Annotated in this window: 18 protein-coding genes and 5 pseudogenes; 10 read left to right on the forward strand and 13 right to left on the reverse strand. The window is 46.9% G+C overall.

All coding sequences use genetic code 11. The features are described 5' to 3' along the window. Positions 1-103: 103 nt before the first annotated feature. From ACTWJ7_RS18920 to ACTWJ7_RS18935, 4 genes are all read left to right on the forward strand, one after another. Positions 104-1,291 (forward strand): cytochrome P450 family protein, encoded by a 1,188-nt coding sequence (locus ACTWJ7_RS18920; protein WP_301878502.1) that lies wholly within the window; start codon positions 104-106, stop codon positions 1,289-1,291. A 39-nt stretch (positions 1,292-1,330) separates the two neighbouring features. After that, on the forward strand, positions 1,331-1,675 hold the full coding sequence (locus tag ACTWJ7_RS18925; RefSeq protein WP_079344691.1) for a hypothetical protein: 345 nt from the start codon (positions 1,331-1,333) through the stop codon (positions 1,673-1,675). A 173-nt stretch (positions 1,676-1,848) separates the two neighbouring features. Continuing rightward, positions 1,849-2,130 (forward strand): ArsR/SmtB family transcription factor, encoded by a 282-nt coding sequence (locus tag ACTWJ7_RS18930; RefSeq protein ID WP_024631952.1) that lies wholly within the window; start codon positions 1,849-1,851, stop codon positions 2,128-2,130. 253 nt (positions 2,131-2,383) lie between these two features. After that, positions 2,384-3,565, forward strand: a complete 1,182-nt coding sequence (locus ACTWJ7_RS18935; protein WP_301878503.1) for an MFS transporter — start codon at positions 2,384-2,386, stop codon at positions 3,563-3,565. A 151-nt stretch (positions 3,566-3,716) separates the two neighbouring features. Here ACTWJ7_RS18935 and poxB read toward each other — a convergent pair. From poxB to ACTWJ7_RS18980, 9 genes and pseudogenes are all read right to left on the reverse strand, one after another. Continuing rightward, positions 3,717-5,443 (reverse strand): annotated as a pseudogene (gene poxB, locus ACTWJ7_RS18940) (ubiquinone-dependent pyruvate dehydrogenase). 227 nt (positions 5,444-5,670) lie between these two features. Continuing rightward, positions 5,671-6,432: an SDR family NAD(P)-dependent oxidoreductase gene (locus ACTWJ7_RS18945; RefSeq protein WP_301878505.1), complete on the reverse strand. Its 762-nt coding sequence runs from the start codon at positions 6,430-6,432 to the stop codon at positions 5,671-5,673. 123 nt (positions 6,433-6,555) lie between these two features. Next, positions 6,556-6,861, reverse strand: a complete 306-nt coding sequence (locus ACTWJ7_RS18950) for a Dabb family protein (protein WP_301878506.1) — start codon at positions 6,859-6,861, stop codon at positions 6,556-6,558. Positions 6,862-7,020: 159 nt separating this feature from the next. Continuing rightward, positions 7,021-7,272 (reverse strand): type B 50S ribosomal protein L31, encoded by a 252-nt coding sequence (locus tag ACTWJ7_RS18955; protein ID WP_024631957.1) that lies wholly within the window; start codon positions 7,270-7,272, stop codon positions 7,021-7,023. 144 nt (positions 7,273-7,416) lie between these two features. Next, on the reverse strand, positions 7,417-7,632 hold the full coding sequence (locus ACTWJ7_RS18960; protein ID WP_301878507.1) for an HPr family phosphocarrier protein: 216 nt from the start codon (positions 7,630-7,632) through the stop codon (positions 7,417-7,419). A 218-nt stretch (positions 7,633-7,850) separates the two neighbouring features. Continuing rightward, positions 7,851-8,917: pseudogene (locus tag ACTWJ7_RS18965) on the reverse strand (NAD(P)-dependent alcohol dehydrogenase). 141 nt (positions 8,918-9,058) lie between these two features. Then, complete coding sequence (locus ACTWJ7_RS18970) at positions 9,059-11,209, reverse strand: alpha-glucuronidase family glycosyl hydrolase (RefSeq protein ID WP_301878509.1); 2,151 nt, start codon at positions 11,207-11,209, stop codon at positions 9,059-9,061. Beyond that, a complete protein-coding gene (locus tag ACTWJ7_RS18975) occupies positions 11,206-12,789 on the reverse strand; it encodes a glycoside hydrolase family 52 protein (RefSeq protein WP_443145765.1) in 1,584 nt (527 codons plus the stop codon). Before ACTWJ7_RS18975 ends, ACTWJ7_RS18970 begins: the two co-directional genes overlap by 4 nt. A gap of 32 nt (positions 12,790-12,821) precedes the next feature. Beyond that, positions 12,822-13,436 (reverse strand): glycoside hydrolase family 52 protein, encoded by a 615-nt coding sequence (locus ACTWJ7_RS18980; protein WP_443145766.1) that lies wholly within the window; start codon positions 13,434-13,436, stop codon positions 12,822-12,824. A gap of 230 nt (positions 13,437-13,666) precedes the next feature. Here ACTWJ7_RS18980 and ACTWJ7_RS18985 point away from each other — a divergent pair. After that, a pseudogene (locus ACTWJ7_RS18985) lies at positions 13,667-14,577 on the forward strand (helix-turn-helix domain-containing protein). A gap of 70 nt (positions 14,578-14,647) precedes the next feature. Here the strand turns inward: ACTWJ7_RS18985 and ACTWJ7_RS18990 are convergent. Beyond that, positions 14,648-16,038, reverse strand: a pseudogene (locus tag ACTWJ7_RS18990) (aldehyde dehydrogenase). Positions 16,039-16,135: 97 nt separating this feature from the next. Continuing rightward, entirely contained in the window at positions 16,136-16,438 is a 303-nt protein-coding gene (locus ACTWJ7_RS18995; protein ID WP_301878512.1) for an ArsR/SmtB family transcription factor, read from the reverse strand. 246 nt (positions 16,439-16,684) lie between these two features. On the opposite strand from ACTWJ7_RS18995, the pseudogene ACTWJ7_RS19000 reads away from it, so the two are divergent. The 5 genes and pseudogenes from ACTWJ7_RS19000 to ACTWJ7_RS19020 all read left to right on the forward strand — a co-directional run bounded on the left by ACTWJ7_RS19000 (position 16,685) and on the right by ACTWJ7_RS19020 (position 20,715). Continuing rightward, positions 16,685-17,363: pseudogene (locus ACTWJ7_RS19000) on the forward strand (GntR family transcriptional regulator). Positions 17,364-17,415: 52 nt separating this feature from the next. Next, the gene (uxuA, locus tag ACTWJ7_RS19005) at positions 17,416-18,483 is read left to right on the forward strand and encodes a mannonate dehydratase (protein ID WP_079344667.1); all 1,068 of its coding nucleotides are present in this window, start codon (positions 17,416-17,418) and stop codon (positions 18,481-18,483) included. After that, entirely contained in the window at positions 18,480-19,343 is an 864-nt protein-coding gene (locus ACTWJ7_RS19010; protein WP_079344665.1) for an SDR family oxidoreductase, read from the forward strand. The genes uxuA and ACTWJ7_RS19010 overlap by 4 nt, the downstream gene beginning before the upstream one ends. A 245-nt stretch (positions 19,344-19,588) precedes the next feature. Next, complete coding sequence (locus ACTWJ7_RS19015; protein WP_079344663.1) at positions 19,589-20,317, forward strand: DUF421 domain-containing protein; 729 nt, start codon at positions 19,589-19,591, stop codon at positions 20,315-20,317. Between the two features lie 26 nt (positions 20,318-20,343). Then, entirely contained in the window at positions 20,344-20,715 is a 372-nt protein-coding gene (locus tag ACTWJ7_RS19020) for a DUF4363 family protein (RefSeq protein ID WP_079344661.1), read from the forward strand. Between the two features lie 91 nt (positions 20,716-20,806). Here the strand turns inward: ACTWJ7_RS19020 and ACTWJ7_RS19025 are convergent, their stop codons facing one another. After that, positions 20,807-21,514: a M50 family metallopeptidase gene (locus ACTWJ7_RS19025; protein WP_079344659.1), complete on the reverse strand. Its 708-nt coding sequence runs from the start codon at positions 21,512-21,514 to the stop codon at positions 20,807-20,809. Between the two features lie 47 nt (positions 21,515-21,561). Further along, complete coding sequence (locus ACTWJ7_RS19030) at positions 21,562-22,038, reverse strand: hypothetical protein (RefSeq protein WP_301878513.1); 477 nt, start codon at positions 22,036-22,038, stop codon at positions 21,562-21,564. Between the last annotated feature and the right edge of the window lie 178 nt (positions 22,039-22,216).

The raw sequence follows: 22,216 nt of genomic DNA on the forward strand, positions 1-22,216 counted from the left end.
TATAGATGGTGCAGGCTTTTCGTATGAAGCCACTGGAATGAACATATACTCCCTTAGATAAGATTCGTAACATTACGAGTCTTTGATGAGAGGGGATCAACCAATGGTTAATGATACTTCACAGCCTGAATTCTTCACCCGAGAATTTACACAAAATCCTTATCCGGTATATAAAAAACTGCGACAGAATGATCCCATTCACAGAGTCCTGTTCCCTCATGGTGATTTCGGTTGGATTATTACCCGATATGAGGATGCGGTCGAGGTGTTGAAAGACAATCGCTTCAGCAAGGATGTCATTAAACGTTATGGGCCGGATCAAGATAACATTTTTGTGCATAACATGCTTTTTTCTGATCCGCCCGATCATCGTCGGTTGCGTGGACTTGTACAGAAGGCATTCACTCCCAGGCTGATTGAAGGCATGAGAAGCCATATTCAGGATATTGCCGACGATCTTCTGGATAATCTTAATTCCCAGGACAAGATGAATCTGATTGATGAGTTCGCTTTTCCGTTACCGATTATTGTCATCAGCGAAATTCTCGGTGTTCCTCTTGAAGATCAGGACAAATTCCGTCTGTGGTCCAATTCCATCATCGACGCGACAAGCGACGAGAATTCCGAAGTGTTTGAGAAGCATGCCAAAGAGTTCATTGATTACCTGAATGCCTGGTTTGCCAAAGTACGTGAGCAGCCGGGCGACGATCTGATCAGTCAGCTTGTTGTGGCAGAAGAATCAGGAGAGCAGCTCACTGAAAAGGAACTACTTGGTGTAGTCGCGCTGCTCATCATTGCCGGACATGAAACAACCGTTAATCTGATCGGCAATGGTATACTTGCCCTTCTGGAGCACCCGGAACAACGCGAGCTGCTGATTAATCGGCCTGAGTTGATCCATAACGCTGTTGAAGAAATGCTGCGTTATAACGGTCCGGTTGAATTCAGCACGTCCCGCTGGGCATCCGAGGACATTGAATTTCATGGACATCACATAGCTAAAGGTGAACTTGTTATTGTAGCGCTGGATTCGGCCAATCGAGATGAAGCGAAATTTAAGGATGCGGATGTGTTTGACATCACTCGTGAGAAGAGCGCCCATTTGGCATTTGGCAAAGGCATTCATCTCTGTCTGGGAGCCCCTCTCGCGCGACTCGAAGGTGAGATTGCTATCAACACTCTAATTCGCCGTTTTCCCGATATGCAGCTTCAGGCGGATGTGAATGAACTTGAATGGAGACCTGGCATGATTGTTCGCGGTGTTAAGGAAATCCCGGTACAGCTTAAATAGAAATGTATTTGGAGTAAGGAAAGCGAGGCACCTGGCTGCATGGAAATAAACACCATTGTTTTAGTCGTTTTTTTAATTCTTATTCTCATCTTATTGGTTCGTGTCATCAGCTTGCAGACCCAGCTGAATGAACTGAAGAGGGATGTAGAGCGCCTGGAGAATGGAGCAGGTAGTACTGCACACTTCCCTCTTAGTCATAACGCTTCTTCAGTGAATGTATCTCCACCTCCACCGTCACAGGCTGATCTGACTGAACTTGATAGGGAGCTGCAGGCACTTGCACAACAGGGCAAGAAAATCATTGCAATCAAAAAGGCTCGTGAAGCCAGAAACCTATCACTGAAAGATGCCAAAGAATACGTCGAGTCACTCGAACGACAATAAGAGTGAGTTTGAATCGACTTTCCAACTCCCTGCAAAGGTTTTTGCTTCAGTTGATTCATTTTCGACTGAAAGTAACGATCTTCTTCGTAGGGAGTTTACTTTTTTCAAAAGACATGATAAAGTTATTTCAATATTTATAAAAATAAGAAATAAAGACGAAAGGAACGATTTTGATGCAATCCAATACGATTGATGAACAGGCCGTCAAAATTCATAAAGCTTTGGGCGAACAAACGCGATATAAAATTATTCAGATCCTTTCGGGTGAAAGCAACCTGTGTCCAGCTGATTTGGAAAATAGGCTTGTAACGGTAGCGCTCTCCACTCTATCTCATCACCTGAAGCAGCTATCCGATTGTGGTTTGTTGACGTCACAAAAGAAAGGCACGTATATTTATTACAGCCTGAATACAGAAACTGTCCAGAGATTCGCTCCTTATCTGTTGGATAGGTAAATTTTTGTCCGTTATTTCTATAATACTAGAAATATGAAATCAACAATTAAACACTCGTCCTGGCACATTGGAATGCAAAGACTCATCGTAGTTGCATAACTATCCTTTTGCCAAAACACCCAGTACATTAGATGGTTTAACTGCTCAACCATGTCTCATCGGTTCATTCATAATATTGTTATCCCGTTCTCTCGTCTTTATTTCTATATTTCTAAAAATATAATAATAACAAACAGAAAGAGGTTATATGCTCATGTCTAACACATGGAAAATCTATGTTCTCGCCTTGGTCAGCTTTCTTGTAGGGACCTCCGAATATGTCATTGCTGGTATTCTGGACAGGATCTCTGACACCATGAATATATCATTAATTGCTGCGGGACAGCTGATTACGATCTTTTCACTCGTTTACGCGCTCGGTACGCCCATCATAATTGCCTTAACATCCCGTATGGACCGACGCAAACTGCTGCTCTACTTCCTTGGACTATTTGTCATAGGTAACGTCTTGGCCTTCTTGCTCCCTGGATACGGACTGTTCATCGCCGCACGAGTCTTAATGGCTCTGGGAGCCGGGGTGGTTGTTGTTACATCCTTGACGATCGCGGCCAAAATAGCGGCTGTGGGTAAACAGGCCAGCTCTATCGCAACGGTTATTACCGGATTTACCGCTTCCTTGATCGTGGGAGTTCCTCTGGGAAGAATGGTTGCTACAGCTTGGGACTGGAAACTTGTTTTTGCAGGTATCGCGATTCTGGGTGTCATTGCCATGATTGTTATTGCCATTACGATCCCGCCATCTGAAGGCGAAGCACCGGTTCCTTTGAAAAAACAATTATCCCTTCTTAAGCAACCTCGTATCGGCTTGGCGCTGCTTGTCAGCTTTTTCTGGTTAGGAGGCTATTCCATTGCGTATACTTACATTTCACCTTACCTGGTATCTATTGCGGGCATGAGTGAAGCATTATTAAGTTCCGCTTTGCTGGCTTTTGGTATCGCAAGTCTGATTGGTTCCAAATCCGGAGGATATAGCGCCGATCGTATGGGAGTAAAAAGAACACTCCTCATGGGTATGGCCCTGCATGTCATAAGTCTGCTTATGCTGAATGTCACAGCTCATTCGGGTGCGGCCGTCTTCATTGTATTGATTCTGTGGTCCTTTTCCGCCTGGTCTTCCGGTCCAACACAGCAATATAATCTGGTGACGATGGCTCCGGAATCGTCCGGGATTATGCTGAGTCTGAACAGTTCGGTTATGCAACTCGCGATGGCTGCCGGTGCCGGTATTGGAGGAATTGCCGTCAGTGCTGTTTCATTGTCATCCATCACCTGGATTGGAGCTTTAGGGGTGGTCATTGCCATGATTATTATCATTCTTGCCTACCGTCCGGGAGTTGCCACTACGCCTCAGACCGAATCATCCCATGTGGCATGATGGAGCGTAAGCTCAACAATACAAATCATCAAATGCAAAAAGAGAGGCACTGTGACTTTACAGTAAGCCTCTCTTTCTTATTCAGTCTGATGGATGCTTTAGGTGTACGGTTCGAAACGGTGCTGTGTCAAGACTAAGGCGAACGTAAGTCTTATCTGAGCAAATTGGTCTTTGCCAACTCAATCAGCTCATCGCCACGTCCATTCAATACTGCCTTCATCATCCATAAGGTGAAGCCCTCGGCCTGTTTGATATTAATCTTCGGAGGCAGGGACAGCTCCTGTCGATTCACCACAACATCAATCAGAACAGGACCATCATGCAGCAATGCACGCTCTAAAGCCCCTTCCAGATCTGCCGGATCTTCAACCCGTATTCCTTCCAGACCCATCGCTTGGGCTACAATAGCAAAGTTCGGATTCACAAGCTCGGTACCGGACTCAAGCAATCCGGCAGCTTTCATCTCCAGTTCAACAAAACCCAGTGCTCCGTTGTTAAACACGACAACTTTAATAGGGAGATTATGCTGTTTAAGAGTCAAAAGATCACCCATCAGCATAGCAATGCCGCCATCACCGGACAAGGATATGACTTGTCTCCCGGATCAGACACCTGTGCTCCAATCGCTTGTGGTAGAGCATTCGCCATGGTGCCATGACTGAATGAACCCAGCAATCGGCGCTTGCGGCTCATTTCAATATAACGAGCTGCCCATACGGTAGGTGTACCTACATCGCAGGTGAAGATCGCGTTCTCGGCGGCAGCATCGCTAATGACCTTGGTTAAGTATTGGGGATGAATTGGCATTTTTCCGGGTTTCCCAACAGCAAGCTCATCCAGTTCTTTACGAACTTTTTCGTAACGTTCCACGCTTTTATGCAAATGTTTGTCGCTGTGCTCTTCCGTCAGATAGGGCAATAACATTTCAATGGTAGCCTTCACATCGCCGCACACGCCGTAATCCAGCTTCGTACGGCGACCAAGGTGTGAAGACTGAATATCTACTTGAAGTACGACTGCATCCTCCGGGAAGAATTGACGGTATGGAAAATCTGTTCCCAGCATCAAGAGCACATCACAGTCCATCATGGCATGATAACCGGATGAGTAACCGATTAGTCCCGTAAGGCCTACCGAATACGGATTATCGTACTCCAGATACTCCTTGCCTCGCAGCGCAATAACCATTGGGGATTTCAAGCGATCACAGAGCTGCATGAGAGGTTCACGCGCACCAGCGCAGCCTGCCCCGCACAGCAACGTAATTTTTTTACCTTGATTCAAAAACTCCGCCAGTTTCCGCAATTCAGGTTCGGAAGGATGTACAACCGGATGGGTGGGATGGTATACATGCTCTGGCACTGGCAGATCAGCCGCTTCCAGGGCCGCTACGTCCCCTGGCAATATAATGACGGAAACGCCAGAACGCGCAACTGCGGTCTGCATCGCCATCGTAAAGGAACGCGGCATCTGTTTGGCCGTTGTAATGACCTCACAATAATGACTGCATTCCTGAAATAAATACTCTGGATGAGTCGCTTGAAAATACTCACTCCCAATCTCATCACTAGGAATATGAGCAGCGATGGCAAGTACTGGTACACGGTTCCGATGACAATCGTACAGACCGTTTATCAAGTGCATGTTTCCCGGTCCGCTACTGCCCGCACATACTGCGATACTTCCACTCACTTGGGCATCTGCCCCGGCCGCAAAAGCAGCCACTTCTTCATGGCGGACATGAATCCATTCAATTTTACCCGAGCGACGGATGGAATCCAGTACCGCATTCAAGGAGTCTCCAACGATACCATAGATGCGTTTGATGCCTGCGTTCAATAATGCTTCGACCAGAACGTCTGCAATTGTTTTTTTCATGAAAGGTCGGTCTCCTTTATTCGCTTATTTTGAATTATGTTTCCACCGCGTTAAACTACCTATTCTTTTACCCCAATTTTTTGAAATTAGAAACAAAATCATATGTATTTATGGATATATACAAAAATCCGCTTGTCATGGAACTGACAAACGGATCATGGTTACACGATAGTTTATAATGCTGTTCATTCATACTTTTGAATTGATTTACATCAATAAATTCACAATTAAATAGCAGGCATCACATTGCCGCCACTGACCGGGATATAGGCCCCAGTGATAAAAGAGGACAGGTCGGATGCCAGAAATGCTACCGCATTGGCAATTTCCTGATCTTCTCCCCTACGTTTCAACGGCACCGTTTGAATATACCCCTCATCATGTCCTGGCTCACTGTTGCGGTCACGTTCACTGATTGTCCATCCAGGCGCAACTTGGTTGACCGTAATCTGATGCTCGCCTACCTCTTTTGCCAGCACACGGTACAAACCGTCCATTCCGCGTTTACCCGCCGTATATGCAGACTGGGTAGCAAAATTCTGCATCGCACATTCCGTATTAATACCAATGAATCGACCAGCTCTGGCTTCCTTCATAGCCGGAATGAAAGCTTTGGCAAGATATACACTTTGCATCACGCATGATTCGAACTGGCTTATATAATCGTCCGGTGATTGTTCCAGCACTGTTGTCCAGGCATATTGAATGACCGCATTGGCAACCACGATATCTACATCTCCGAGGCTGGATTGAATTTCATCACGCATCCGAAATACCGTATCTTGCTTCGTGATATCACCCTGAATAATGACCGTTTTCCGACCGATGGCTTCAATCTCACCTTGAAGCTCCCTGGCCTTCGTTTCATTATTTATGTAATGCAGCGCCAGATTTGCACCACAGTCTGCCAACGTACGAGCGATGACCCTTCCTAATTGACCAGTTGCTCCAGTCACCAGCGCCGTTTTACCTGTAAGATCCAATTTCATAGGGACAGTTTCCCTCCTCTGAGCTACATGTGTAGTAACGAAATTTAGTGATAAAGCAAGAAGGATTATAAAATAGATTAACGCTCGATAGCATCAAAACGGAAAACGCTTTCGAGGTTCATGTTATTTGCCGTGCTGAACGAGATCGATTTCCTGGAAGCGACTAACTTCCTTTTCCCACCGTTCTTCTACATATTTGCGATGAACCGGGTGAACATTATATGCATCATACGCAGCCTGATCTGCAAATACCATTGAAAAACTGTAGTCAAACTCATTTTTTTCGCTCACCTGACGCAGGACCTGAAATTGCTCCACACCTGGAATTTTCGCTAGGGCATCCGTACTTTCGTTCAGAAATGCCTCTGCTTCAGGTGTATCTTTGCCTGCGTAAAGTGTAAACGTTACCATATGATTGATGCTGCTCATCTCTATTTCCTCCTAATGTATGATCTCACTCTGTTTCCTAGTGTACCTCCGTTTGATATGTAAGCGCAATAATTGTATGCAATTTTTTATTTATCCTTGTCAAGACACAAAGAAACCCCGAGGACAAGTCCCGAGGTTTCTTCGCAATCTATGGACAGACTAGTTTTTGATGTTGTATTTACGGTTAAAGCGATCAACACGACCACCGATGTCCACGTTTCTTTGTTTACCTGTGAAGAATGGGTGGGATGCGGAACTAGTGTCCACACGGATTACTGGGTAAGAGTTACCATCTTCCCATTCCATAGTTTCGTTCGAGAACTTAGTCGAAGAACTCAGGAATTTGTAATCAGCACTTGCATCGAAGAAAATTACTGTTTGTGTCTTTGGATGGATGTCAGCTTTTGGCATAATCTATTTACACTCCTTTAATATGGGTACTTCTTAGAATAGAACTAAATTTTATTATACTCTTTTTTTGGACGAAGTACCAGTCGGAATTGAACAAACGATAAATATTTTACAATTCACTGCAATTTGCACAGGTTTTAGACTTCAAGTTAAGCCCTTTTCCAGCACGTTCAGCATATATTCCAACGCTTCAAGTTCATCTCTTCCCCGTGTCTGCAATCTCACCACACTGCCGTGTCGAATGGGAAGAAGCGCCATTCCGAGCAGGCTTTTGACATCTACACGATGCTCATGATTTGCATCCATAAATGACAATGAAATATCCGAGGAAAAACGCGACGCTTGAGAAGATACAGACATCAGATCATCCCGGTGGAAATCAGAGTGAATCCTAAATTCATGTGTTCTCACAACCTTCAGTTCCTTTCGCTAAGTTGCTATTCAACAAAATGAGTGTGTATGATTTTATATGTTAAAATCTTCAAGCATTATACCACGTTATGGAAGCTTATTTAATCCTTTTATAGCGAAAAATACAAAAAAAGGAACCCTGAACATCAGGGTTCCGTCGAATGAATTCATTTTCCGTTCGGATACACCATTACTTTCAGACTGCCACTCTTGTTGTGCAATGCCCGTTCCATGGCTTGTTGTGTCTCCTCAAGGGAATAACGATCAGTAATCAGGGACAGTACATCATGCTGGCCTGAGCTCAGAAACTCAATTCCTGCAGGATAGGTGTTGGCATAACGGAAGATTCCGTATATATCCACCTCATTGTCCGCAATAAAAGGAACATTCAGAGCAATCTCATCCTGTGCAGGCAGTCCTACAATAGCAAGCCTGCCTCCTCGGCGGAGAGAATACAATGCAGACTGAAGCGCTTTCGGATTACCCGCAGTTTCCCACGCCGTATCTACACCGACACCGTTCGTTAACTCACGGATCACTGCCAGTGCATCCTCGTTCCGCACATTAATGGTATGAGTGACGCCCATACGACGAGCGGCTTCCAGCCTCACTTCCTCCAAATCTGTGACGATGATGCGTTCCACACCAAACGATTTGGCAGCTGCAACAGCCATCAATCCCACTGGTCCCATGCCCATAATGGCAAGCGTGGTTCCCGGAGCGAGTTTACTACGTCTTGCCGCATGAATGCCCACCGAGAAAGGTTCGTTCATTGCAGCCTCTTCAAAAGACAGATGATCCGGGATGGGGAAAACCATATCTTCACGTATGGTCATGTATTGCACAAAAGCCCCATCCACCGGAGGTGTCGCCAGAAATTGCACATCGGGACACAGGTTATAACGGCCTTCTTTACATGCCGTACATCGTCCGCAGGTTACCCCAGGCTCAATCGCTACCCGATCTCCCGTTTTGAGCCGTGACACGTTCGAGCCAACCGCCGCAACAATCCCTGCACATTCATGTCCAAGTATAATCGGTTTCTCAACCACAAATCGACCAATTCTGCCATGTTCAAAATAATGCACATCCGATCCGCAGATGCCAACGGCCATCACCTGAATGAGCACCTCGTCTTCAGCTGGCTGGGTACAGCCTGTTCTTCGATAATGATGTGCCCAGGCTCTGTCATGACAGCAGCCTTCATGGTTTCTGGTAATTGATGATGTCCCATATGTTCCCTCCTTCTCGTGTATGCCAACGTTGTTCTTCCTCCGAAGGTGATAAAGGTGAACGCTCCACTTCCTCAGATTTGTTCTGTCTTGTCGTTATCGTGTAAATGTTTAGTTCAGCTTATATCACTCTCGTATCCAGATTAATATATCGTTCTTCCTTGTTCATCTGCAATACCGCTTTTGCGATAGAAGTACGTATTGATCATATCTCTCCATTCCTTGGCATGCTCCGCCTGCCCAGCCTGTAACGTAGCTACCTTATCAAAAACAGTCGGATCAATTTTTCCTTCCAGCTGTCCCCATGTTTGTGCTAACGCCGCTGCCTGCTCTGCTCCAGCAAAATGTGTATCATAAATGTGCTGAATGACCGTTTTGCCAGAATGCAGAACATGGGTATACGGGACATGATGGAAAAATAACAGCAGCTCGTCCGGACAGGAGGCTACGGATTCATATCTTTCGGCATTTTCCCGGTGGTATTGCGATGTATATCCCGTTCCGCTGCTCACTGTCCGGTCCACGCCAATGCCATCACAATCGGCAAAATGATACGTTCCCCACTTGGAATATTCATAGCCATCCACATTCGGTCCATAATGGTGCTCCGGATTAACCATCCAGCCTACACCGAGCGGAGCCGTATAATTTTCATAGATTTCCAACGAATTCAGAAGCATGCCAGAGATTAGACGAACGACCTCTTCGTCATGTCCAAACGTAAGTCTGACCCATTCCTCTGCGATCTCTTCCGATGACAGCTCCGGATTCCAGGCCAGTCTTCCATATCCATACAGATTCGCCTGAGCAAGCGGGTGCCCTGTCCAGCAAGCGTCTGCACCGATATTGGAGACTGCGGCAAAGCCGCTATAAGGTCTGTTGTATAGAGAGCCGTCAGCAATACGTTTAATTTCAGAACCCGGCCCCTTGGCAAACGTATCAAAATTCAATACTTGTTTCCACTGTGGAATCAGATAACACAGATGTCGCTGCTGGCCCGTATATTCCTGCGTAATCTGGAATTCCAGTACCTGATTTGTGTTTTCCATGGCCCCGAACAGCGGGGATACGGCCTCTCGAACCTGAAAGTCCATCGGTCCATTCTTGATCTGCAAAATGACGTTGTCTGCAAATCGGCCATCCAGTGGCTTAAAGTGGTCATATGCCGCCCGCGCGCGGTCCGTGGAACGGTCACGCCAGTCTTGCTTGCAGTTATAGACGAAGCAGCGCCAGATCACCAGTCCACCGAAAGGACGAAGGGCCTCGGCCAGCATATTGGCTCCATCGGCATGATCTCGATTATACGTAAATGGGCCAGGACGATTCTCCGAATCTGCTTTGATCAAATAGCCGCCAAAATCCGGGATTGCCGCATATACCTTGGCTGTCTGAATGTTCCACCATTGACGGACCTGCTCATCCAGCGGATCTGCCGTAAGCAATCCACCAATCTCTATCGGACTTGCGTAGTTGGCGCTCAGGAACAATCGGATGCCGTACGCTCTGAATTCGGCAGCCACCTTTGCAACATCACCCAGGAAACGTTCCGTCAGGAACAGGCTCTCACGCTGGTGCACGTTAACGTTATTAATCGAAATGGCGTTAATACCTGTGGAAGCAAGCAATCTAGCATAATCCCGGATACGCCCGAGATCATGAGTGAATTCTCCATTTTCATAGAAAATGGACTTTCCCGCATAGCCACGTTCAATGCTGCCATCCACGTTATCCCATTGATTGATCATGCGTAATGCATTAACGGGCTGCTCCGCAATGTAGCTTAACCTTCCCGCAGCCGGTTGCGCATCGTTAGCGCTTTCTTGATCCAGGACAAGCTCTCTTAACAGATGAAAAGTACCATACAGCACACCTTGAGGGGTTTCCGAACCAATAAACAGTCTGCCCCGCTCCTTATCTTCGCGGATCATATAGCCTTCCCCGTGTACAGCTGAGCGCTCCGTTTCGCTGAAGGCCTGAGCTACAGCTTCCGAGCCTGTCCATGTGCCAAGCCATATCCCTTGGGCCTCCTGATTGGCTAAATCCGGATCACTCACTTGGCTGGTAACTTCCTGACTAACTTTCGGCTTGATGCCAAAAAGCTTATCCAATCCCTGAGTCAGTTCAGTTATGGCTGTTGATATCATTTCCTGATCTTCCGCCGCCGACACGGTATGGGCCCAGACTGGAGCTGCCTTTCGGGCAGCTCCCTTCACTCCGAATTGACCTTGAAGATATCCAAGCCACGCATCATACTGCGGGCCAGAGATATTGGATTGAACGGTTGTGTTGCTCATTGTACAGCCTCCTTGCTGGCATAGATCTGCTCCAGACGATTACCTTTGCCTTCGAGCAGCCATAGAATTGATGTTACACCGCGCGGGTAATACTTGCTTCCGACCGCCTCACCTGCCAAGATCTGGTCACTCCAGCACCAGTAGGATTCCTCTGGATGCAACAGCCAGTTTACATGGGCAGCGTCAGCAGCCTTCCCTGTTTCATCCCATTCCACGTCGAGTAGTTCTCTTGTAATGAACTGGGACAGATATATTTTGCTAAGCCATGAGTTATTGCTCGTAGAGGACAGCTTCCAGCCTCCATCCTCAAACAGACAAGTACCAGGTACAAGAACAGTCTTAAGGTGGGTTCGAAGTGCTTGCAGATAAGGTCCAAAACGGCCATTTACATCCAGCGCACCTTCACAGCCTGTAAAGTATGGGAATACCAATCCTTCTATGGCCGGAATGATGCGGGAATTATTGTTTTCAGCGATAACTGCCGGAATGTAGCCACTGTCGGTTAACTGAGCTGCAATACTGGCTGCACAGCGATCTGCCTGACGTCCTGCGTGATGAGACAATTCAGCCAGTTTCTCCGCAGCAAACAACTTCTCCAGTGCAACATAGACGGCCCAGCATTTGCCTGCCAGGTAGATGTTATTCCGCGATTGTCCAAGCGATACATCCAGACTGTCATAGGTGGTAATTTCAGCTCCACCCTTGGTGCGACTGCTATCCAGTCCCATCAGGCCATTGCGTTGTTGTTCATCCGGATGATCCCGGTTCAACATGCTTTCGAAGCAATCACGAATGACGGGAAGCATTTCTTTAACAAACTGCTGATCCTGTGTCTGTTCAATATATACAGTCGCACAGGAAAGCCAGTTCACGAGTTCCTCGTGGCTCATTTGGGAGAAGCAGTCATCGATGCCCACCAGTTCATACGCCGAGTGTCCCGGACGCGAGAATACATTGGCTACACCAATATCATGCGTGAACGTAATGCCGCCCGGGTATTCCTTCTCATCGCCCGGGAAACGTACTTGATCCGTATAACTGTAACGCTTCACAAACCACTCCAGCTCATTACGCACCGTCCAAGGATTCAAAGCAAGCTCGAAATACAGCTGATCTGCGGTCAGATCCAGAGTATTCATCATCCGGTATTCCCCTTCATTTACGATCCAGAACGGCTCGCCGTCTGCATCCAGCAGCTGTGTACTTGCATAGTAGCTATGAATGGAATGGGCAAGCATAAATGACTGGTTCTCACTCAAAGCAGATACGCCAAGACGTTGTTCCACCTCAGCACAGGAAGCAGTCAACTCGCTGAAACGATTAAGCGCATATTGCCCGGCTTCCAGAATATCCGCAAAATAACGGGTATACCAGTAGGTCGTGTCCATACCCGAAGTAACGATCCCACCACGATAGAAACATACAGCGAATTGATACGTACGCTTTTCTCCGGCTGGAACGTCCATCAACAACGCAGCTGTTTCGCCCAGTCCGAAAGCCAGATTCTCACGATGCTTCTCCTGCAATATTTTCTCCAGCGTGAACCCGCGAGCAGGCCATAGTCCCTCATCCGCAGACAAAATTGCGGTTAGGCGCCCTTGTCCAACACCCGTTAACGCTCCCCCTCTGGTCCTCCGATGATACGCATCGCAGAGTAAGGATCATTCCCCTGATAGCCAAAATATGCTTTGCGCGATTGCTGCCCTTGCGAATTATCAATCGTCATCTCGACCAAGACTGCGGGTACAAGGGCATCCATTAAGGCATCACGATCGCCGCTGAGCGGTTCGGGTACAGGCCGCACAGGGGAGTAAATACGAAAAGTCAGATCACCGGCTGTCCACGTATCTGTTCCGGAAGTGAATACACGGGTAATATCCTCATCCCGAAACGCAGAAATCAGCGGACGAGACGTTTGTGCTCCAACTCCCGCTGGCGTGCTCGATTCACTTTGTAACGAGGCCGACGACGCCAGATCTGAATCCGAATTCTCCACTTTTTCAACATCGTACCGAACGCTCGCATCCTCAACGGCTTCGAAAAATGGTAAAGCTTCATAGTTTTCACTGTCACGAGATTGTAATCCGATATATACATTCTGATCTGCTGGCTTGCCAAGCTCCAGGCCTAGTCCGCCTTTGGCTCCTTTGTATCCAAGCGTAAAGCTGGCAAAAGCCCCGATCGGTGAGTGATGGGCATTATAAAAGATGGATTTGGAAGTGCTCATGAACGATGACCCCTCTCAAAATGGTTTGCATACGTTTTCATTAGCCCCATCCTACCACGGGCATTCCACCATAGACCATGGTCAAATCAATCGGATATTTACCCAAATCAAGCTAATAGATTATAATACAAATAAAGCGGTTACATCTGTTTCGATTCATATATCTCCATCATTCCGTTCAGAAGCAACTATAGATTCCACTATAATTATAATGATTGAGGGGGCCTTCCATGTCTTCCACCTATTTGCCTCCCGCTTTGGGAGAAAGTGTGCATGAGGTATTTTACCCGGATGTACAAACCACGGTAAACCTGTTCGCCATTCATTTGCGAAGTGTCGGGCGAATTGGGATTATCCGGCGCATGAACATCCGCAATATGAGCTGAACTATGTAACGGAAGGCGAACAACACATGACTGTGAATGGCAAGCTGTATATTCAAAAGGCTGGCGAATTACTCCTGATTCCTCCAGGAAGCATTCATTCCAGCCTGAGCCATAATGGCAAGGGTTTTACGTATTTTTGCATGCATTTTGATATCGATGACCAGTTATTTCTCTCCTTGCTTGCACGAATCAAGCAGGTTTTGTTCGATGCAGATAGTCCGGTTACCCGCCAGATCGAGCCTGTACTTCGCAAATTAATGTCTTCTGCTGACAATCGGGCAACGAGTACGATGGTACAACGCATGCAGCTGCAATCGGCGGTATTTGAACTGTTTGGACATTTATGGGAAGCGGTCTCTCAGGAAGCCGCTCAATTGTTCACGGACGGATATGAGAAAATCGAGCTGGCTCACCAGATTCGTAATCGGCTGCAAGGGCTGGTAAGCCAACAATTCAAGCAAGGACGTGAGTCCGACAGCCATTATGGTATTGATGATATTGCAGCAGAGCTGGGCATCAGTTCCTCCCATTGTAACCGTGTATTTCGACAGGTGTATGGTCAGTCTCCGCGCGTATATTTATCTGAAATGGTTCTGCATGAAGCCAAAGTTCTGCTGGGTAACCCCAAGCTGTCAATTCAGAACATTGCTACCATGCTTGGTTATAAAGATATTGCCCATTTCAGCCGTCAATTCAAGCGCTGGTCGGGTGTTTCCCCAACATGCTACAGACAGGAGCAGCCTGCTCCCGAATGAGTATCATTCATCCAACATCAGTCCAGTCCAGTCCAGAACTTAATTGCTGTAGGGTTAAACGTCGGTTCTTTTATTTTAACAGACGTTTAATCGTCTTCAGTTTGTTATCATACGGCGGATATAAAATCGACAAGTTTAATCTGGTGCTCTTTTTAAGCACACTTTTCATATGAGAGAAGGTCTCCAGACTATACCGCCCATGATAAGCGCCCAAACCTGAATGTCCCACGCCTCCAAACGGCAGCCTTGGATTGGCTACATGCGTAATCGTATCGTTAATGCAGCCGCCCCCAAAAGAAACCTCTCGCATCACTTGATCCTGTAACTGTGCATCCGATGTAAAGAGGTAGAGCGCCAGCGGTTTGGGTCGCTTTACAATACCGGCAATCGCCTCATCAATATGGGTATAACTGATAATCGGCAGAATCGGACCAAAAATCTCGTCCTCCATCGAGGCGGCTTCCCACGATTCGGCATCAATAAATGTCGGTTCAATAAAACGATCTTCCTCATCGGATTGACCCCCATAAATGACATGAGCCTGATCGCGTTCAATAAGGGTCGTGAGACGTTTGAAATGGGCCTTGTTGACGATTCGCCCATAGTCTCTGTTGTGCTGGATATCTGTACCAAAGAACGACTCTACCGCTGCTTTCATTTCGGCAATCAATGGATCTTTCACCTGTTCATGTACAAGCAGATAATCTGGTGCGATGCAGGTCTGACCGGTATTGAGCAGCTTTCCCATATAATGCGCTGTGAAGCAACGCTTAGATCGGCATGCTTATCCACGATAACCGGACTTTTACCGCCAAGCTCCAGCGTAACTGGAACGAGGTTTTTGGCAGCAGCCTCCATGACGATTTTGCCCACCGGGACACTTCCTGTAAAAAAGATATAGTCAAATGGGGCGTTAATAAGCGCCGTGGTGGTGTCTTTCGCTCCTTCAACCACGTGGACATAATTTGGTTCGAAGATGGAGGTTATCATCTCACGAATAACGGCGGAGACGGCTGGTGTGTTTTCAGATGCTTTGAGAACTGCCGTATTGCCTGCTGCCAACGCGCCAACCAGAGGTTCAATTAACAACTGGAATGGATAGTTAAAGGGCCCAATAATCAAGACCGCACCATAAGGCTCAGGAATGATATAGCTTTTGGAACCGATCAGCGCGAGTTGAGTTTTAACCTTGACCGGTTTGACCCATTTCTTCACTTGCCGAATGGTATGCGAAATGCTATCCAGCATAAATCCGATCTCCGTTGTATACGATTCGAACTCACTCTTGCCCAAATCCTGATAGAGCGCCTCGGTAAGACGGGACTCATACTTTTGAATCGCCTGTTTCAACCGGGTTAAATGTGCAATGCGAGCCTCAGCGGAGCGAGTAGCCCCTGTTCTAAAAAATTGCCGCTGCTGCTGTAAAATTTCTTCCACTTCAGGTTCGCTTAATTCCTGTATTGTCCTCACGTAATCCAACTCCTCTATGAGTTAATGATGATCCGTTTAAACAAACGAACGAATCGCCTACATGCATGGGCATGTTAGCTGCTCTTGTCTATAAGCACTCCTCTTCCATCGCGGCCACCAGTTCCTTCAAAAGTTCCACCGAGGACTTTAACGAAGCAGAATAATATCGCTGTGTTCCCTTCTGCTCCACGGAGATAAGTCCTTTTTCAAGCAACAACTTGAGATGATGGGATATTGTAGGCCGGGACAGGCTGAATTGTTCTGTAATTTCATTCACCGTCATGCTGCCCTTCTCGCTGAGCGCAAGTAAAATGGCCTGACGATGGTTGTCACTTAGTATCTGGAATAAAGGGATGCAGGTTTGAAAGATGGATAATGCTTTTTGTCCCATGGTTTCACCTCTAATAAGTTTCTAAAGATATTGTCTGTAGCGTCTATTCGTTTAAACATTTAAACCTAATAACTGTATTTTACTCCTCAAACCTGTGAAGAACAAGCTAGGCTTGATAAATTATATATAAGTTAGATAAAAGCGCTTCCATACTACCATACAAGTATGGTAGTATGGCTTTGAAGGAGTTGAAGTTATGGAATATCCCCTAGGTCTTCATCCAAAGCCGATTTATTATCATCCTTAATAAGCCCATCTTCGCTGAACAAACAGGCATTCTCTTCACGTGAGGCTGTCTACACGACGTTGAAGCAGTTGATATTGAGTTTGAAGCTGCCTCCCGGTACCGCTATCTCGGAAAAGAGATCTCGCTCGAGTTCAATGTGAGTCGGACCCCTGTTCGAGAAAGCTTTGTCCGATTAGCACAGGAAGGTCTGCTGGAAATATATCCGCAGCGGGGTACCTATGTATCTCTGATTCAAGTGGATCTCGTGGAGGAAGCCCGATTCATGCGTGAACAGCTTGAGCGTGCCGTCATACGGCTAGCCTGTGTGCAATTTCCAGATGAATATATGAATAAAATGGAGCAGAACCTTGCACATCAGCAGGAATGTATACTTGAACCGGATGATGAACGAATGTTCGGATTGGATGAAGAATTCCATAGTACTCTCTTTGCAGGCTGCAACAAAAAAACACCTGGTCCGTGATCCAGCATATGAATGTGCATCTGAACCGGAGCCGAATGCTCCGTCTGTCTTCAGATCATCATTGGGATCACTTGCTTGAGCAGCATCGATCCATGGTTCAGGCGATACAACAGCATGATGCTCAAACGGCGGAGCACATTATGCAGGAACATCTGCACTTAACCGTCACAGATCTGGCTGTCCTGCGGCATACATACCCTTCCTATTTTCAATGATGATGGATGGATCTGTTCTGTTCTTTAAACTAATCTTGATGAGGTGAATGTGATGAGAATGGTTTTTCGCTGGTTTGGTGAAGGCAATGATACCGTAACGCTTGATCATATTCGGCAGATTCCCGGTGTCGAAGGCATTGTATGGGCACTGCACGATGTTCCGGCAGGTGAGGAATGGCCCCTGGACAAAATTCTGGCCGTCAAAGCTGCAGCGGACAAGGCCGGGTTACATCTAGATGTTGTTGAGAGCGTTAATATTCATGAAGACATCAAACTCGGTCTGCCTACACGTGATCAATATATTGAGAATTACAAAAAAACGATGGAAAAACTCGCCCAGGTAGGCGTTAAAGTCATCTGTTACAACTTCATGCCGATCTTCGATTGGCTGCGTACCGATATGCATAAGGAGATGGAAGATGGCTCTACTGCCCTCTTCTACGAGCACAAGAAACTCGCCGATATTGAGCCTCTTGAACTGGTGCGCCGGATTACCGAGAATTCAGCATTAACCATGCCTGGCTGGGAACCGGAACGATTGCAGTATTTAACAGGTCTGTTCGAAGCATATAAGGATGTAACAGAGGATCATATGTGGGAACACGCCCGTTATTTCCTGCAGGAGATCATTCCAACAGCTGAACGACTAGGTATTCGAATGGCTATTCATCCGGATGATCCGCCATGGCCGATCTTTGGTCTGCCCAAGATTATTACGAGCCAAGACAATATTCGCCGATATCTGAACCTGTATGATAGCCCTTATAACAGTGTAACTCTGTGCAGCGGCTCGCTTGGAGCCAATCCGAATAATGATATTATCGGCATGATTCACGAATTCAAGGATCGTATCCCTTTTGCCCATATCCGTAATGTCAAAATCTACGATAACGGGGACTTTATCGAGACCTCTCATCGCAGTCAGGACGGAAATGTCGATATTGCAGGTGTTGTGGAGGCCTATCACGATACTGGATTCGAAGGTTATGCACGACCGGACCACGGACGTCATCTCTGGGGAGAACAATGCAGACCGGGATATGGACTCTATGATCGGGCTCTGGGAATTATGTATCTGTGGGGCGTCTGGGATTCCCTGCAAAGGAGGTCAAAAGCATGAATGATTTTGCCAAAGAAAAATCAACCCGTCTGGAAGCCAGAACAGCCGTAATTACTGGCGGAGCAGGTGTTTTGTGCCGTTCTATGGCTGAAGAGCTCGCACGGCATGGCGCACGTGTAGCCATCCTGAACCGCACGGTATCCAAGGGTGAAGTAGTCGCTGCGGCTATACAGGCAGCAGGAGGCCGGGCCATAGCCGTAGCCTGCGATGTGACCCAGCCCGATAGCGTTAAAGCGGCTGCGGCATCCGTTCAGGAACAGCTCGGGCCCTGCGACATCCTTATCAATGGCGCAGGCGGCAATCATGCCAGTGCCAACACAACGAACGAGATCTTCAAGCTGGATGATCTGGAACAGAGCGGCGTCACTACCTTTTTTGATGTAAGTGTCGATGGTTTCCGCCAGGTCATGGATTTGAACTTTGTCGGGTCTCTTATCCCCACCCAGATCTTTGCAAGACAAATGGTGGAACGGGATACTCCAGCTACCGTCATTAATATTTCGTCCATGAGTGCCCCATCACCCATGACCAAAGTACCGGCTTACAGCGCGGCCAAAGCGGCCATTAACAATTTTACCCAATGGCTTGCTGTTCATCTGGCCGAATCCGGTATACGGGTCAATGCAATTGCACCAGGATTTTTCCTGACTGAGCAAAATCGCAATTTGCTGCTTCACCCCGATGGTTCGCCAACAGAGCGTTCAAGCAAGATTATTGCGCATACTCCGATGCGTCGTTTCGGGAAACCGGAAGACTTGCTGGGCACACTGATGTGGCTTGCCGATGAACGGCAATCCGGTTTTGTCACAGGTACGGTAATTCCTGTGGATGGCGGATTTATGGCGTATGCAGGAGTGTAGTGGTTCAATTTTTTAAACATTGTGCGTGAGTAACCTCGTATCTCCAATATCATCCTGTTAACGTCTATCCGAAGCCTGGGATAATCATCCCCGGTTTCGGATTTTTGCATTCCCGAATAAGAATCGCCAGCATAGGTAAAGCTTGTTAGAGTAACAGAAAATGCATAACAGTACTGCGTGTTGATCCATAGGGAGACTTGACATTTTCTGAATCGTTCTGTTAAGCGAAGGAAGGTGATATATACATGATGGAAGAAACTTGGGTTGTTGCTGTTCGATCTGTTATCGCCTTTTTGACCCTGATCATCTATACAAGGGTACTTGGCAAACAGCAAATGGGAAACCTGACGTTTTTTGATTACATTAACGGCATTACCATCGGTTCCCTCGCAGGTACATTTGCGACTGATTTATCAACCAAGGGATGGGTTCATTTCGTCGCCTTGACCATTTTCACCATCGTGACAATCGTCTTTCAGTATGTTACCCTCAAAAATCGCACTATCGCCAAACTGCTGGATTCCGATCCTACCCTGATTATCCAGAATGGTAAAATTCTTGAACAAAATCTCCATAAGATGCGTGTCAAGTTTGACGAACTGACCATGATGCTGAGACAAAAAGATGTATTTGATATCACTACGCTGGCCTATGCCATTCTTGAACCGGACGGCAATCTCTCTGTTGTCCTGAAACCCGAAAACCAACCGGTTACGGCGAAGGACATGAATATGCACCCTCCCAAGAGCAAGCTGATGACCGAGATTATTATCGACGGTGTTCTGATCAAGCAAAATCTGGAGGAACGAAACAAGGATATCAACTGGCTTAGTGAACAATTGAAGAAGAAAAAAATCACGATTCAGGACATTGCCTTTGCCGCCATTTTGCCCAATGACAAACTATATGTGGATCTCTTCGAGGATAAATTTCCGGAGAAAACCGATATGGGAGATTATGAGGGACCTTTCTAAAACCTTAAATTGCAGGAGGCGTATGAATGAAAACTCGTTTCTGGTTGCTGTATGTGCTTCCAATTTGCATGATCCTTTTGTTCTGCGCGATTCTTGCGAGTGGAACGTTTCTCAAAAAGCCCTGGGGTACCAATGATCGCTTGCTTGAGTCTGTTCAAACGTTGGAGAAGCAAGTGCAAGCCAAAAATTGGACAGAAGCCAAGACTCAGGTGGATTATGCGTTGCAAGCCTGGGATCGCATCGTCAACCGTATTCAGTTCAGTGTCGAGCGGGAAAACATCTACAATATTCTGGGTGCCCTCGCGCGTATGAAGGGTGGCGTCGTTGCGAAGGATGAGAAGATGATTTTGGCAGAGATTTATTATTTTTATGTCCTGTGGGACAACCTTGGGGATTGAACAGTTCCAGCTGAATTCTTGTGCAAGGATCACAAAAGACGGAACAAAAAAGGCACTCTCTTTAATGAAAAAGAGGAGTGCCTTTTTGCTTCTACACGTTACGCTGGCGCAATCTGCGGGATCGTGACCCTTGCGCTGTACTTTCTTTGCGGAAAAAGAGAGCCAGGGCCCCTCTGGCACACCACAGTGCAAACAGGGCGAAAAGCGTTCCCCAGAACAGGGCAGGAAGGAATGTCTGCTGAGCCAGATTGGCAGCATCGCCTGCCCGGGAAGGCTGTGTCCAGGACATCAGTCCGACATACATCGCACTTATTACGGACTCTTCAAGTGTAAGGAAAGCCAGTAACAGATAATAGAACTTCATGATTTTCGCACCAAAAATCATAATCACGACATTCAGGACAATGAAACCTGTGAGCCACAGCATGCCGAACTCTCCCCTTACATAGAAGAGTAGCGACACAAGAGCTACAGCCGTCATGATGCCAAGCCCCCACAGGTGCCGTCCTTTTCGGTATAGATAGAATAGCAACCAGGCAAAGAGGGATGCAGTAACATAGCCCGCCAAGGAAACCAAAATGGATCGGCCTGGTGTCAGCATGGATGAATACGTAACGCCGCTGTGATCAGCATATAATTCAATGCGTAATACTTTGCCGGATAACACCAATGTCATCAGCGCATGGCCAAATTCGTGAATCATCGTATCCAGGTTACGGAACAATGAAGAAAACGGGATAAAGCGGGTCAGTATCGCTGAACCCATCAGAAACAGTATGGTTTTGAGCCATTTATTCAATCCGGTCCTACCTCCCTTGCCTCCGAGTAAAACTGCCTATCACTATATTACGTGGCTACGCTGTGTTCGTTTCGATCCATGAAATGTGCGGCGCAATATTGTATCCACCAGCAGAAACTCCGGTTATGTCCGATGAAAAAAGAAGACAGATCATAACGCCCCGTTCCTGTCTCCAGTGTAACCAGCAATCTGTTGCGCATCTGCGTCAGCGCATAAGTGACAAATTGATCTGCTGCTTCATTTTGTACTAGTGTAACATAGGCATAGAGGGAATGATCCACCGGTTCATCGAGTGGGCTTACACCAGCGCAAGAAAATTCGGTACGTACTCCCGCCCTCTGAAGCAAAGTCAAGGCATCGACCAGCTCAGCATCCACTTCAACATCATTCCAAATCTCCGTTCTCTTCGCTGCCATCGTCTGCTTCTCGCGTTCCGTCCACTGCATTAACTCCTGTTTGCGTCTTCTCCATAGATGGGCAGACTGCTGGCTTAACAGCACTTCTTGTTCTTCAGGTAAATCCATTACATTTCCTCCCGTTCCCCGCATAATCTCCGTCACCTTGAACAACGAAAAGAGCACATCCCTGTGCTCTCTGCGTGGCAAAAGGCAAAGGAATGGCACAGCCATTCCTCAGCATGTTGTATTATTGTACCTTTTTCGATGACTGGCATCAAATGGATTATCTTTTTCGTGAATTCAG

The sequence above is a fragment of the Paenibacillus sp. 1A_MP2 genome (genome assembly GCF_052244825.1).
GTDB classification, from domain to species: domain Bacteria; phylum Bacillota; class Bacilli; order Paenibacillales; family Paenibacillaceae; genus Paenibacillus; species Paenibacillus vandeheii.

Excerpts from the sequence above, each read along its gene's own strand:
- ACTWJ7_RS19030 (WP_301878513.1), bottom strand. The coding sequence starts at position 22,038 with ATGGATTTACCTGAAGAACAAGAAGTGCTGTTAAGCCAGCAGTCTGCC.
- ACTWJ7_RS19015 (WP_079344663.1), top strand. The coding sequence starts at position 19,589 with ATGATGGAAGAAACTTGGGTTGTTGCTGTTCGATCTGTTATCGCCTTT.
- ACTWJ7_RS18925 (WP_079344691.1), top strand. The coding sequence starts at position 1,331 with ATGGAAATAAACACCATTGTTTTAGTCGTTTTTTTAATTCTTATTCTC.
- ACTWJ7_RS18935 (WP_301878503.1), top strand. The coding sequence starts at position 2,384 with ATGTCTAACACATGGAAAATCTATGTTCTCGCCTTGGTCAGCTTTCTT.
- ACTWJ7_RS18920 (WP_301878502.1), top strand. The coding sequence starts at position 104 with ATGGTTAATGATACTTCACAGCCTGAATTCTTCACCCGAGAATTTACA.
- ACTWJ7_RS19010 (WP_079344665.1), top strand. The coding sequence starts at position 18,480 with ATGAATGATTTTGCCAAAGAAAAATCAACCCGTCTGGAAGCCAGAACA.
- ACTWJ7_RS18950 (WP_301878506.1), bottom strand. The coding sequence starts at position 6,861 with ATGAGCAGCATCAATCATATGGTAACGTTTACACTTTACGCAGGCAAA.
- ACTWJ7_RS18980 (WP_443145766.1), bottom strand. The coding sequence starts at position 13,436 with ATGAGCACTTCCAAATCCATCTTTTATAATGCCCATCACTCACCGATC.
- uxuA (WP_079344667.1), top strand. The coding sequence starts at position 17,416 with ATGAGAATGGTTTTTCGCTGGTTTGGTGAAGGCAATGATACCGTAACG.
- ACTWJ7_RS18955 (WP_024631957.1), bottom strand. The coding sequence starts at position 7,272 with ATGCCAAAAGCTGACATCCATCCAAAGACACAAACAGTAATTTTCTTC.
- ACTWJ7_RS19020 (WP_079344661.1), top strand. The coding sequence starts at position 20,344 with ATGAAAACTCGTTTCTGGTTGCTGTATGTGCTTCCAATTTGCATGATC.
- ACTWJ7_RS18930 (WP_024631952.1), top strand. The coding sequence starts at position 1,849 with ATGCAATCCAATACGATTGATGAACAGGCCGTCAAAATTCATAAAGCT.
- ACTWJ7_RS18945 (WP_301878505.1), bottom strand. The coding sequence starts at position 6,432 with ATGAAATTGGATCTTACAGGTAAAACGGCGCTGGTGACTGGAGCAACT.
- ACTWJ7_RS18970 (WP_301878509.1), bottom strand. The coding sequence starts at position 11,209 with ATGAGCAACACAACCGTTCAATCCAATATCTCTGGCCCGCAGTATGAT.
- ACTWJ7_RS18960 (WP_301878507.1), bottom strand. The coding sequence starts at position 7,632 with ATGTCTGTATCTTCTCAAGCGTCGCGTTTTTCCTCGGATATTTCATTG.
- ACTWJ7_RS18995 (WP_301878512.1), bottom strand. The coding sequence starts at position 16,438 with ATGGGACAAAAAGCATTATCCATCTTTCAAACCTGCATCCCTTTATTC.